Source organism: Methylobacterium sp. E-005 (assembly GCF_022829725.1).
In the GTDB taxonomy this organism is placed as follows: domain Bacteria; phylum Pseudomonadota; class Alphaproteobacteria; order Rhizobiales; family Beijerinckiaceae; genus Methylobacterium.
In genome coordinates this window covers 16,743-29,221 of record NZ_JAKSYG010000239.1, presented here as the reverse complement: position 1 = coordinate 29,221, position 12,479 = coordinate 16,743, and the positions used below count along the sequence as shown (strand labels likewise).

Genomic DNA, 12,479 nt, shown 5'->3' with positions numbered 1-12,479 from the left:
CCGTTCGACGGGGCAGCGCAGCGTCGCCGTCGCGTCAGGATGGTTGAACGTTGTAAGGAAGCGATCATGACCATAGAGCGACCGGACGGTGTGAGGCCGCGCCGTGTCCTCTTTCTGGGGGCGACCGGCACAATAGGCCGGGCGACGGTTCAGGCTCTGGTGTCGCGCGGTCACGAGGTCATCTGCCTCGTCAGGCGCCCTGCCGAATCTGCGATCCCCGCAGGCGCTACTGCGCGGATCGTGAATCTGACTGATACGGTGTCGCTGGCACGCGACGGTGTCCGCGGCGAACGCTTCGACGTCCTGGTGTCGTGCCTCGCCTCGCGCACGGGGCTGCCCGACGATGCCTGGGCGATCGATTACGGCGCGCAGGTCAGGGCCTTGGACGCGGGCCGGACGGCCGGCGTGACGCATGTCGTGCTTCTATCGGCGATCTGCGTCCAGAAGCCGGTCCTCGCCTTTCAGCACGCCAAGCGCGCCTTCGAGGCAGAACTAATCGCGTCGGGGCTCGACTATACGATCGTTCGGCCCACCGCCTTCTTCAAATCGCTCTCGGGACAGATCGATCGTGTGAAACGCGGCAAGCCATTCTTGGTGTTCGGAGATGGGACCGCGACGGCCTGCAGGCCGATCAGTGACAGCGACCTTGGCTGCTATCTCGCAGACTGCCTCGACGATGGGAACCGCCGCAATCGCGTTCTACCGATCGGCGGCCCGGGCGAGGCAATCACGCCGCGAGCGCAGGGCGAGCGGCTCTTCGCCTTGCTGGGGCGCGAGCCACGCTTCACGCAAATTCCTGTCGTGCTGCTGGACGTGATCGTCGCCGTTCTGGCGACGATTGGCCGATGGGTGCCGGCCTTGGCCGCCAAGGCCGAACTCGCGCGGATCGGGCGCTATTACGCGACGGAGTCCATGCTCGTACTGGACCCAGCGACCGGGCGATACGATGCACAAGCCACTCCGTCGACGGGATCGGAGACGCTATTCGACTACTATGCGCGCGTCGTCCGTGGCGAGGCGGCCGCCGAGCGTGGCGACCACGCGGTGTTCTGACGATGCTGGATAGGGGCTTGCCTGCTTGTCGAGCAGTCTCGCTCCGAAGCGGACCGGCAGCGTTCGGCCACTTCCGGCCTCGTTGGCCGGCAGCACTGAACGGCTGGATTGAGGATTTTTGCCAGTCCGCTTTCGGGCCGCAATCCACAGAATCGGACGACATCTCCGTGCCTCTACGCAAAACCCTTCGGGTCTCTCGGGAGTTCGGCCTAGGGGCGCGTGGACTGGCCTCGAACACCCAAGCGTGGCGCCGAAGCACCCGAGGGCTCTCCGCTCCCGTGCCCCGTCACAGACGGGGGTGCCTATCGCGTCATCGACCCGTCCGGAAACGAGCTCCGGCTCCGCCATGCTCACCGTCGGTAGCACCGACCGACGGCAAGCCGGCGGGCGATCCCGGATCAAGAGGAAATGCCGTGCCGAACCACGGGTTCGACTTGGCCGCTAGCGACGCAGTCCATCAAGGCTGGCGACCAGCGCATCGATGAAAACTCGCACCTTGGCCGACAAGCTGCGGTGGCTCGGATAGACCGCGTGGATCACGGTCTCGAAGCCCCCCCGTGGCAGGCCATAGCCGAACGAGCCGGCCCTCCGCGGCGTACGGCCTCGCAAGGAAGTCGGGCAGGTACGCGATGCCGGCGCCGCCCAGCGCCACCGGCAGCAGCGCCGCGGAATCAGAGACGGCGACGGCCGGCGGTAGATCGATACGTCCCGCTTCGCCGGTCGCATCGTCCTGGTACGCCACGGCCCGGTCGCCGTAGCCGATCAGCGTATGGTCGGTGAGGTCGGCGACGCAAGTTGGCGTGCCACGCGCCGCGAGATAGCCGGGGCTGGCGCAAAGCCACGCCTCTGAGACCAGCAGCCGGCGGGCGATCAGGTCGCTGTCCACGAGGGATCCCACCCGGATCAGCAGGTCCGCGCCCTCGGACGGCATGTCGACGAAGTGGTTCTCAACCGCCAGGATCACGCGGACCTGGGGGTGGGCGGCCATGAACCCCGGCAGCATGGGAGCGACCAGCGCGGTCGCGACCGTGAAAGGCAGGCTGACCCGCAGAGTTCCGGCCGGGGCGCCTCCGAGCCCTTCGAGCGCCATGCCCGCCTCGTCCACGTCGGCCAGGATGCGAAGCGCGTGCGGCCGGAACAGCGTGCCGGCGTCGGTCAGCCGCAAGTGACGCGTCGAGCGATCCACCAGCGCCGTGCCGACATCGCGCTCCAACCGTGCCAGCGCGCGGCTGACTCCCGACTTCGGGAGGCCGAGCGCGCGCGCTGCGGCCGACACGCTCATCAGGTCAGTGATCCGCGCGAACGCGCGTAGGTCGGACAGCTGCATCGTCGTTCCAGTTTTTGCAACAGCCTGTCGCATCTTGCCCAGCTAATCGCTGGAATGTGCAACGCCTACCTTCCGGATCGGCAGACGACAGGAGGAATGAGCGGTGGATGGCAAGCAGACCTGGCCGGTGGTGGTCGTGGCAGGGGCTTCCGGCGACCTCGGCATCCGGATCACCGAGGCACTAGTGGCCAAGGGGGTGCCGGTACGGGCACTGGTGCGCCGCCCGACCGACAGCCTAGCGCGCGGCAAGGTCGAACAGGTCACGGTCGACTTTGGTGACGGCGGGGCGCTGATCCGCGCCGTCACCGGCGCCGCGTGCGTCGTGTCCGCGCTGAACGGTACCGCGCCGGTGATCCTCGACACGCAGGGGCAGCTGCTGGACGCAGCGGTGGCGGCCGGCGTGCCGCGCTTCATCCCGTCCGACTTCTGCCTGGACTACTTGGCGACCCGGCCGGGCGACAATCGCAACATGGACCTGCGGCGCAGGTTCGCAATCCGCCTCGATGCGGCGCCGATCCGTGCGACCTCGATCCTCAACGGGCCTTTCGCGGACCTTCTCGAGGGGCAGGCCCCCATCGTGCTGCACCGCTTTCGCCGCGTTCTCTTCTGGGGCGACACCGACCAAGTGTTCGACTTCACCGCCAAGGACGATGTCGCTGCCTTTACCGCGGACGCGGCACTTGATCCTGACGCGCCGCGCCACCTGCGTATCTCGGGCGATCAGATCAGCCCGCGTGGGCTAGCCGAGCTGCTGACCGGCATGGAGGGTCGGCGCTGGCGGCTGCTGCGCGCCGGCGGCATCGGTCGCCTGAGCGCGATCATAGCCGTCACGCGCGCCCTGACCCCGGAGACCGATGCGCCGTTCCCGGCGTGGCAGGGGATGCAATACCTGCGCGACATGTCGACTGGCCGCGGCAAGCTGCATGGCCTCGACAACGCCCGCTACGGCAAGGCCGTCTGGACGGGTGCCGCAGCCGTCCTCGCCCCCACGATCCGCTGAACGTCGACCCGCGAAGGGATACCCCCGCCATGACCGACGCCATCACGTCCTTCCCGATCCGGGTCGCCGACGCCGACCTGACAGACCTGTCCGACCGTCTCGCCCGCACCCGTTGGCCCGACGCCGGCACCGTCACCGACGGGAGCCAGGGTCCGACCTCGCACGCCATCCACCGTCTGGTCGGCCGCTGGCAGGATGGCTACGATTGGAGGGTGGCCGAAGCCCTCATCAATGGCTGGGGCAGCAGCCGCACCGTCATCGACGGCCTCGGCATCCACTTCCTGCACGTCCGCTCGCCCGAGCCCGATGCCCGACCGCTCCTGCTGGCGCATGGCTGGCCAGGCTCGATCCTGGAGTTCCGCGACGTGATCGGGCCGATGACCGATCCTGCATCGCACGGCGAAAATCCGCGGTGTGCGTTCCACCTCGTGATCCCGTCGATGCCGGGGTTCGGCTTCTCCGACAAGCCGACCGAGCCGGGCTGGAACGTCGGCCGCGTCGCTGGCGCCTATGTCGAGCTGATGCAGAGGCTGGGCTATGGCGACCGATGGTTCGCCCAGGGCGGCGATTGGGGTGCGGCCGTGGTGACGGTGCTGGCGCACATGCGTGCGCCCGGCCTCGCCGGCATCCACCTGAACATGGTCATGTTCCGGCCGACCGAGGACGAGATCGCGGAGGCGACACCGGAGGAGCAGGCGATGCTGTCCGGCATCGCGCGGTACGACCGGGAGCAGTCGGGTTACATGACGCTCCAGAACACGCGGCCGCAGTCGGTTGGGTTCGCGCTGGCGGACTCGCCGGTGGGGCTGGCGGCCTGGATCTACGCGCTGTTCCAGGACGTGACCGACAGCGGCGGCGAGCCCGAGCGGGTGATCCCGTTGGACCACATGCTCGACGACATCATGCTCTACTGGCTACCGAACGCCGGGGCCAGCTCCGCACGGTTCTACTGGGACAACGCGCAAGACCAAGGCGGCCTGCCGAGCGATCCCATGCCGCTGCCGGCAGGCGTCAGCGTGTTCCCCGGCGAGGTGCTGCGGCTGTCGCGGCGCTGGGCGGAACGACGTTTCGTGGACCTGCGTCATTACAGCGAGCCCCCAAGAGGCGGGCATTTCGCGGCCATGGAGAACGCTGCCGCTCTGGTGGCGGATGTTCGAGCAACGTTCGAGACGGTCACATAGCCGATGGTGGACCAGCAGGGTGTGCGGCTCTTGGAAAGCCCCGCCGCGATCGGTTGCGCAACCTGCAGGTCCAGCTTTCGGTAGGCGTGGCAGCTGTCTGAAATGGCAGGATTGGGTGGATTTCTGCCTGTCCGCTCTCAATCGGCAATGCATGAAAGCGGACGCAATCTCTAAGCCTACTCGCGCCCTATCGAGTGTTGGACGCTGGCTACAAACAAATCCCGATCAGCATACAGCCTACGGTGATACTAAATCCCATTAGGAGGACCATCGACACGGAAGTATATGCAACGGCAACCAACAATCTGGTGGATAAGCGCTCGATTGGTAGTAACAGGCAGCCAGCCGTTCCTACGAATAATGGCAGCCAAAAATTGATCAGGCGTTCATATATAATACCATGTCTTACAAAAAAATACTCGATGAGAGTAAGCCAGAATGGTGCTAACAGCACGCCGCAAACGAAAATTGTCGTGATCGCAGCGCGTCTATTTCCAGCATCAATCCAATCTGCGAACCGGTCCTTAATTTGCACCAGCATCAACTACCCTAACCTTCTGTAGCTCCCTGACCGTTTTCACTGCGGTCCGCCCGCCACGCTATGAGCAACAAGCGGGAGGCACTGCCGAGACATAAGAAAAGGTACACCCAAGGCCAAACGCGTTTCTTTGTGGAAACAGGATGTCCGCAGGTCTCACCCACCGCTAAGTCAAGCTCCTCGCCTGGATGTACATCGCTTCTTGGGCCCAGCTCTGTATAATCTCGGCAGTGCTCTCCGGTCATAAGTTGATAATACACGATCCCAGATGCTGTGTTCTTGCCCGAATGAGCAGTCTCAATCGTCCCTTCTACAATCGCTCCTGTCTCGCGTATGCGCAGATCTTCGAATTGTGAATGGGCAATCAACCCAAACAAAAGCACCGCGAACGCGTAAGCCAAGTACGTGATGGGCCCGTACTTCCTAACACTCGTGCTTCGCATACTGCGGGTTCCCGATTTCCACCCCGAAGCGAAATTATGGGACGACCAGTGAATAGCCGCTTATGGAAATCGCCAATGGTGGTCCGGGCGTCCGGCTTGGATCGATAGGCGACCGTCCGCTTTTCCGGCGGGCCTTCTCCGAAGAGGTCATTCCGCTTTCGGCTAGACCACGTCATGCGGAATCACCATCGGCAGCAAAACCGGACATCCGGGTTCGCGCCCAGACCAGCCATGGGGCACGACATCGGTCAGCTTCGAAAGCGGACGTGGAGCCGGACGACGTGCAGGACTGCGAACACCTCCTCTGCATGATCGAGACACTTCGGCTGAGCACGCCGCACGCGTCGACGGGCCGTGGGGCCCGCGCACGGTCGACGGTGATGTCCGCTCGCTGGGTGCGGCGACGCTGAAGACGTCCGGCTCTGACGGCCATGTGCGCGAGGTAGAGCGTCTCGCCGCGGCAGAGAGAATAGATCTGCCTAACTTGCGCGTCCTTACGTTGGAGGGACCGGGGTTGCACCGGATTTCCCGGCCTTCCGACCCAGCCCGACGGTGAGCGGAAGCGCCAGCGCACAAAGCGCAGCCATGACCCAGAACGCGCCTGCGCCGAGGCGGCCGTAGAGCAAGCCCCCGAGACCGGTCAGGACAGCGGAGGCCACGCCCAGTCCCAGCGTTCCGTAGAGCGTCTGCGCCGTCGCGGCGACGTGCGGCGGCACGGTCCGAACGATCAGACGCATGTTGGCGAGGTGCAGCAGTGCGAAGGTAAGTCCGTGCGACAGCTGGATGACCGCCAAAACCGGGACCGAGGCCGTCGAGGCCAGAACCGACCAGCGCAGCACGCTCACTCCGGCAGCCAGCATCGCGGCCTGGGCGGTGCTCGCGCGCGACAGCAACCACGGACCGGCGAGCACGAAGACGAAGACCTCCGAGGCGACGCTCTCGGACCACAGCAGGCTGATCGTGCTCGGCCCGATGCCGGCCCCGCGCCAGAGGATCACCGCGAAGCCATCGTTGAGCGCGTGGCTGCCGATGACCAGAGCCGCCACGATGAGCATCCGGCGGAACGGTGCCATTGCGAGGAGCTCGCGTACGCCGTCGAGGCCGAGGCTGGCCTGCGGCTCCCGCGGACTGGCAGCCGGTACGCGGCTCGTCGCGAGCGCCATGACGAGGAACAGGACGCCACTCGACACGATGATGCTCGCAATGCCGGCTCGGGCGACGAGCAGCCCGGAGGCCAGGGTCCCGAGCACGAACGCCGCCGAGCCGGCACCCCGAACCCACCCGTACGAGAAGGTGCCCTCCTGCTCCGCAGCCGTGAGCGTGAGTGCGTCGGCCAGGGGCGCGAGGGCCGCGATGGCGCTCGCGTGCAGGACGCTCGCCGCCAGCAACGGCCAGAAGCCGTACCCCAGGAGATAGGCGAACGAGATCACGCCAGCCGCAAAGGCGGCGCAGCCGAGGACGGCCCGGGTCGCATCGTATCGATCGGCGAGGTGGCCGGCGACGGGGCCCGCGGCGAGGCGGATCAACGTGCCCGCCGCCAGCACGACGCCGATCTCGCTTGCGCTCAGGCCGCGCTCGCCGAGAAAACTCGGAAGGAATGGCGATTCAGTCCCGTAGGCGGCGTATAACGAGCCCTGAAGGAGAACAAAGGCAGGGAAGGAGCCTGTTAGGAGGCGGGACCAGGCCTTCGCTCCCGTTCGCGCATCCATGTCGCATGCTCCAAGCCGTCACGCCGGCTCGGCAGACGCCTCACCAGTGTGCCCTGCGGGCGCACGCGTGCCCAGGCGGTGACGGCCCACCATCCACACGGCCAAGCCGATGCCCGCGACGCCCGCCAGGGCGAAGAACGACGCTGAGAAGCCGAGGTACTGCGCGACGAGGCCAGCGAGCAGCGGGCTCGCGGTGGCTCCCGCGCCGTAGGCAGTCATGACGCCGCCGAGCCCGGCCGTGGCGTGGCCCGTGCCCTCCATCATCTCGGCCACGAGCGCCGGGATGGCGACTCCGCCGAGACCCATCGCCAACCCTTCGAGCACCTGCACGGGGATGACCAGCAACCACGAGGTCGCGAACGCCGCGAGGATGCCGCGGACCACGACCAGCCCGAGGGCTAGAGAGAGAACGCTGGCGTGCCCCCGTCCTCGCGCGACACGGGCGGCCAGGAGCGCGGCCCCGACCATCGTGGCCTGCGAGACGACGGTCATCACGCCGGTGGTCAGGCTCGGGTCGGCGCCGGCCGCCGTGCGCGCCTGCGCCAGGAACGGCAGCATGGCACCGTTCGCGGTTTGGTAGGCGAACACGGTGCCTGCCAGGATCAGCAACGGCTTGGTCTCGAACAACACGCGAAGGGTCGAGCGCTCGTCCTGCTCGCCGCCCCGCGCCGTTCCGTGGTCGATGCTGCCCTTGTCTATGGCCAGCAGCACGCCGCACGAGGCGACCGCCATGACCACGATGGCGATGGAGACGTAGCCGAGCCCGAGCGTGTAGCCGAGCACGCCGGACAGGGCGGCATTGGTGGCGTTGCCGGCATGATTGTACGCCTCGTTGCGCGAGACCCGATGGCCGTAGGCTTTCTGCCCGACGATGCCGAGCGTGACCGCCGCGACGAGGGGCGCGATGCTTGTGTCGGCGACGCCGATGACGAGCTGCGACAGGCCGATCAGCCACAGGTTGTCGGTGGCGATCAGGGCGACGGCGCCCAGGGCAATGGCGAGGACGGCGGCTGCCAGGGCCGCGCGCTTGTACGTGGTCCGGTCGATCAGCGCGCCTACCGGCGTGGTGGCGAGGAGGCCCGCGAAGCCGGCGAGGCCCATAGCGAACCCGGTGGCGGCTGGGTCGAAGCCCTGCTTCTGCAGGTACACGCCGAGGAACGGGCCGAAGCCCTCGCGCGCCCCGGCCAGGGCGAAGTTCAGAGCGCCGAGGCTGAAAGCTGGCTGCATGTTGTCCGTGTTCAGGTGCGGCAACGTCGCCGGATTAAAACTGGCTTGGCCCCAGAACAGGGTGCCGCGCGGCAAGTTTGCGTGATGCCGGCGCATAACCCGGCTCGCCGGAGATATTCGTGCTGACCGAAACTGAAGTTGTGGCGCTACCTGTCGATCAAGGGATGCCGAACCAGGCCCTGCGAGCGGTGGTCGCCGTCCCGGTCTTCAACGAAGCCGAACGCATCGAGTATTGCTTGCACGCTCTGGACAGGCAGGAAGGTCTCGGGGGAAGCGGGCACGGCGTCCTGCTGTTCCTGAACAACTGCACGGATGGCACGGCCCATGTGGTCGCAGCCCTTCGGACGTCCCTGCGTCGCCCGGTTCGGGTGATCGAGCGGGCGTATGCGGAGGCGAACGCGGGATGGGCACGGCGGGAGGCCATGGAGGCCGCGGCGGCGTGGTTGGAGGAGAGCGGTACGCAGGATGGCGTCATCCTCACGACCGACGCGGATAGCCGGGTTCCTGAGGATTGGGTCGCGCGCAACCTCGCTGCAATCACCGATGGCGTCGATGCCGTGGCGGGCCGGATCGCCCTCGACGAGGCAGATGCCGCGCGGCTTCCGGCGTCCTTGCACGCGCGCGGCGCGCTGGAGGGCGCCTACGAGGCGCTGCTCACGGAGCTCGAAGCACGGATTAACCCGATCGCGCACGATCCCTGGCCGCGGCACTGGACCACCTCTGGCGCGACGCTCGCGGTCCGGCTCGCCACCTACCGGCAGATCGGCGGCATGCCGCCGCTCGCGGTCGGCGAGGACAAGGCCTTCGTGTCGTCGCTGCTGTCGAGCGACGCGCGGGTCCGGCACGACCCCGATATCGTCGTGGTCACCTCGGGGCGGCTCGACGGGCGCGCACCCGGCGGGGCCGCGGACACGATGAAGCTGCGCTGCCAAGTGCCCGAGAGCCCGTGCGACCCGCGTCTGGAGCCGCTGCCGCGCGCCCTGTTCCGATTCGCCTGGCGCCGGAGGATGATCGGGTTACAGGCCTCGGGACGCCTTGGCCGCAAGGCGCTCTGGGCTCCGTGGCTCGGCATCCGGACGGACGCGGCCCGAACGATAGCTCACCTCCCTACACTGGGCGCCGTGCTCGCCGCGACGGAGGCGGCCAGCGCCATGCTCAGGTATCGCCCGCTGCGGCCCGCCGAACTTCCCCGCCAGATCCTCCGCGCCCGCGCCGTGTTGGGCCTGGTCCGGTCCACGAGCAAGGTCCTCGGCCGCTCCCGCAGGTCGAAGGTCATTGCGGTGGAGGAGGCCTCGCAAACGTCGGCGGAGCGTGCCGGCCATGCCTGAGCCCTTGGCCTACCGCGTGCAGAAGCACGCCGCGCGTCGTCTACACTACGACTTCCGGCTGGAGCTCGGTGGCGTCCTCAAGAGCTGGGCGGTCACGCGTGGCCCGAGCCTCGTCGCCGGCGAGCGGCGCTTGGCCGTCGAGGTCGAGGACCACGGTCTGGACTACGCCGATTACGAGGGCGTGATCGCATCGGGCAGCTACGGGGCGGGCGTCGTGCTGCTTTGGGACCGCGGCACCTGGGAGCCGGACGGCGACCCGGCCGTGGCGCTTGCGGCGGGGTCGCTCGCGTTTACGTTGCTCGGCGGGAAGCTGACGGGACGATGGCGCCTCACGCGCATGAAACCGCGGCCCCGCGAGCGGCATGTCTCCTGGCTGCTCATCAAGTCGCGCGACGAGGTCGCACGCGAGCCGGGCGAGCCGGACATCCTGGAGGAGCAACCGCACTCGGTCCTGACAGGCCGCACGGTTGAAGAGATCGCCGCTGGGGCGGCCTGACGGGAGGAAGGCGCATGGACCAAAGGACCCCGTCCGACTTGGCGTACGACGCAGTCGCGGCCGCGCGGCAGGCGGCCGTCACGGCCGCTCGCCGCGCGAGCGAACAGGACCGCGACGACGGGTTCCCGGTGGAGGACGTCGCCGATCTCGGCCGCTTCGGCCTGCTCGCCGCGCCCATTCCCACGGACGCGGGCGGCGTCGGCTTGGGTGAAGAGCCGGGCGCGAGCGACCTCGCCGTGGTGCTTCGCCTCGTTGGGTACGGGAGCCTCGCGCTCGGGCGCATCTACGAGGGCCACGTGAATGCGCTTCAACTCGTCGCCCGGTACGGCACACCCTCGCAGCGGGCGCGCTTGTTCATGGATGCGCGCGACGGACACCTGTTCGGGGTCTGGAATACCGACCCGCCCGGTGACTGCCTGAAGCTCGGGGATGACCACCGGCTCCGTGGCATGAAGACCTTTGCGTCGGGTGCCGGGTTCGTCACCCGAGCCCTCGTGACGGTCAAGGGCGAGCCGGGTGCCGCGCCGCTGATGCTGGTCGTGCCACTGGAACCCGGCAGCCGCGCCGATCTCTCCGGATGGCGCGCCCATGGCATGCGTGCGTCGGCGACCGGCACCGTTGACTTGGAGGACCTCGCCGTCACCGCGGACGGGATCCTGGGCGGGTGGGACGACTACCACCGCCAGCCGGTCTTCTCAGGCGGCGCTTGGCGGTTCACCGCCGTGCAGCTCGGTGGCGTCGAGGCCGTATTTGACGCGTGGCGCGGGCATCTCGCCGCGACCGGCCGCGGCGGCGACCCGCATCAGCTCGCGCGCCTCGGCGAGGGTGCCATTGCGGTCGCGGGTGCGCGTCTGTGGGTGGAGCGTGCCGCACGGGTCGTCTCGGAGGACGATCTCGCCCCCGAACGCATCGTCGCCTTCGTGAACTTAGCGCGCCTCGCCGTGGAGAAGGCCGGCCTCGACGTGCTGCAGTTCGCCCAGCGCTCGGTCGGCCTGCAGGGCTTCCTGCGCGAGCATCCCCTGGAGCAGCTCTCGCGCGATCTCGCCACCTATCTGCGCCAGCCGGCGCCGGACCGGGCCCTCACTACCGCGGCGGCCGAGATCCTTGCGGGGACTGGCATGGCCGGAGACCTCTTCGACGGGCGGAACGAGCGATGACGCGGTACGACCACTCCTTGCCGCCGAGCTATTTCGACGAGCGCTACGCCGCCGATCCGGACCCCTGGCAGTTCGAGACCAGCGACTACGAGCGGGCGAAGTACGCGGCCACGCTCGATGCCTTGCCGCGGGCCCGGTACGCCACAGCCCTGGAGGTGGGCTGCTCAATCGGCGTGCTGACCGAGGCGCTGGCCAGGCGATGCGACGCCCTCGCGAGCCTCGACCTGGCGGAGCGCGCCCTGGCGCGGGCTCGCGACCGGTGCCGGGATCTGTCGCATGTGCGGTTCGAACTCGCTCAGGTGCCCGGCCAGTGGCCGGACGGCACCTTCGACCTGATCCTGCTGTCGGAGGTGGTCTATTACCTCGATGCGGACGATGTGGCGCGCCTGGTGGATCGGGTCCGCGGCTGCCTGCGGCCGGGCGGCGACGTGGTGTTGGTCCATTGGACAGGCGATACGCATTACCCACTGACCGGCGACGAGGCCGCTGAGCTTTTCATCGCCGGCGCCGGTGATCAGCTGCTTGTCCATGACCGGATCCGGTCGGACAAGTACCGCCTCGACGTGCTGGTGGATCGCGAAAGACTGTCATGACGGTCCTTCGTCCTTCGAGGTCGATGGCGATCCCGGTCTCCGGCGCCCGACGCCGGCGGCGAACCACGGCGGTTAAGAAATGGCCTCGGACGACAGGGCGATGGAAGCTTCGTCGCTCATGACGCCCGCTCCGCCACCTTGTCGTTGAGGTCGCTGATCGCAGCGCGGAAGCCGTCCAGCATCACGTGGAGGCCGATGAACTGCGGTCCCTTGAGGTTCCACCGCCAAGGGGACTTCAGGCTGAGGATCGCCGCCGCAATGCCATCCGTCGCCAGGGGCCGTTCCAGGATCGACCGGGAATGCGGCGATGGTGACCTCGCCCTTACAGGATGCGACCGAACGGCTCCCCCCTTCGAGCGGCAAGCCTGTCTGCACGCTCCGGCTCGGCGTCCAGCGGCCCGCCCGTGGTCCGGCCGACCGGCGGCTT

The 12,479-nt window shown here is 67.9% G+C and carries 10 protein-coding genes; 7 read left to right on the top strand and 3 right to left on the bottom strand.

Going from position 1 to position 12,479, the window contains the following annotated elements; genetic code table 11:
* Positions 1 to 66: 66 nt before the first annotated feature.
* Positions 67 to 1,053, top strand: a complete 987-nt coding sequence (locus MKK88_RS29460; protein WP_244006360.1) for an NAD(P)H-binding protein — start codon at positions 67 to 69, stop codon at positions 1,051 to 1,053.
* 457 nt (positions 1,054 to 1,510) lie between these two features.
* Here the strand turns inward: MKK88_RS29460 and MKK88_RS29455 are convergent, their stop codons facing one another.
* Positions 1,511 to 2,380, bottom strand: a complete 870-nt coding sequence (locus MKK88_RS29455) for a LysR family transcriptional regulator (RefSeq protein ID WP_244006358.1) — start codon at positions 2,378 to 2,380, stop codon at positions 1,511 to 1,513.
* A 103-nt stretch (positions 2,381 to 2,483) separates the two neighbouring features.
* On the opposite strand from MKK88_RS29455, the gene MKK88_RS29450 reads away from it, so the two are divergent.
* Both MKK88_RS29450 and MKK88_RS29445 read left to right on the top strand, forming a co-directional pair.
* Positions 2,484 to 3,380: an NmrA family NAD(P)-binding protein gene (locus tag MKK88_RS29450; protein ID WP_244006356.1), complete on the top strand. Its 897-nt coding sequence runs from the start codon at positions 2,484 to 2,486 to the stop codon at positions 3,378 to 3,380.
* Between the two features lie 29 nt (positions 3,381 to 3,409).
* A complete protein-coding gene (locus MKK88_RS29445) occupies positions 3,410 to 4,561 on the top strand; it encodes an epoxide hydrolase family protein (RefSeq protein ID WP_244006354.1) in 1,152 nt (383 codons plus the stop codon).
* Between the two features lie 1,475 nt (positions 4,562 to 6,036).
* On the opposite strand, the gene MKK88_RS29440 is transcribed toward MKK88_RS29445, so the two are convergent.
* The gene (locus tag MKK88_RS29440) at positions 6,037 to 7,251 is read right to left on the bottom strand and encodes an MFS transporter (protein WP_244006352.1); all 1,215 of its coding nucleotides are present in this window, start codon (positions 7,249 to 7,251) and stop codon (positions 6,037 to 6,039) included.
* 18 nt (positions 7,252 to 7,269) lie between these two features.
* Positions 7,270 to 8,478 (bottom strand): MFS transporter, encoded by a 1,209-nt coding sequence (locus MKK88_RS29435; protein WP_244006350.1) that lies wholly within the window; start codon positions 8,476 to 8,478, stop codon positions 7,270 to 7,272.
* Between the two features lie 119 nt (positions 8,479 to 8,597).
* On the opposite strand from MKK88_RS29435, the gene MKK88_RS29430 reads away from it, so the two are divergent.
* Genes MKK88_RS29430 through MKK88_RS29415 form a run of 4 tightly spaced genes read left to right on the top strand, consistent with a single transcriptional unit; the run spans position 8,598 to position 12,052 of the window.
* On the top strand, positions 8,598 to 9,806 hold the full coding sequence (locus tag MKK88_RS29430; protein WP_244006349.1) for a glycosyltransferase: 1,209 nt from the start codon (positions 8,598 to 8,600) through the stop codon (positions 9,804 to 9,806).
* Positions 9,799 to 10,302 (top strand): DNA polymerase ligase N-terminal domain-containing protein, encoded by a 504-nt coding sequence (locus MKK88_RS29425; RefSeq protein ID WP_313902360.1) that lies wholly within the window; start codon positions 9,799 to 9,801, stop codon positions 10,300 to 10,302. Before MKK88_RS29430 ends, MKK88_RS29425 begins: the two co-directional genes overlap by 8 nt.
* A gap of 14 nt (positions 10,303 to 10,316) precedes the next feature.
* Positions 10,317 to 11,459 carry an acyl-CoA dehydrogenase family protein gene (locus MKK88_RS29420; RefSeq protein ID WP_244006347.1) on the top strand — a complete coding sequence of 381 codons (1,143 nt, stop codon included), beginning with the start codon at positions 10,317 to 10,319 and terminating at the stop codon, positions 11,457 to 11,459.
* On the top strand, positions 11,456 to 12,052 hold the full coding sequence (locus tag MKK88_RS29415) for a class I SAM-dependent DNA methyltransferase (RefSeq protein ID WP_244006340.1): 597 nt from the start codon (positions 11,456 to 11,458) through the stop codon (positions 12,050 to 12,052). The genes MKK88_RS29420 and MKK88_RS29415 overlap by 4 nt, the downstream gene beginning before the upstream one ends.
* Positions 12,053 to 12,479: the final 427 nt, after the last annotated feature.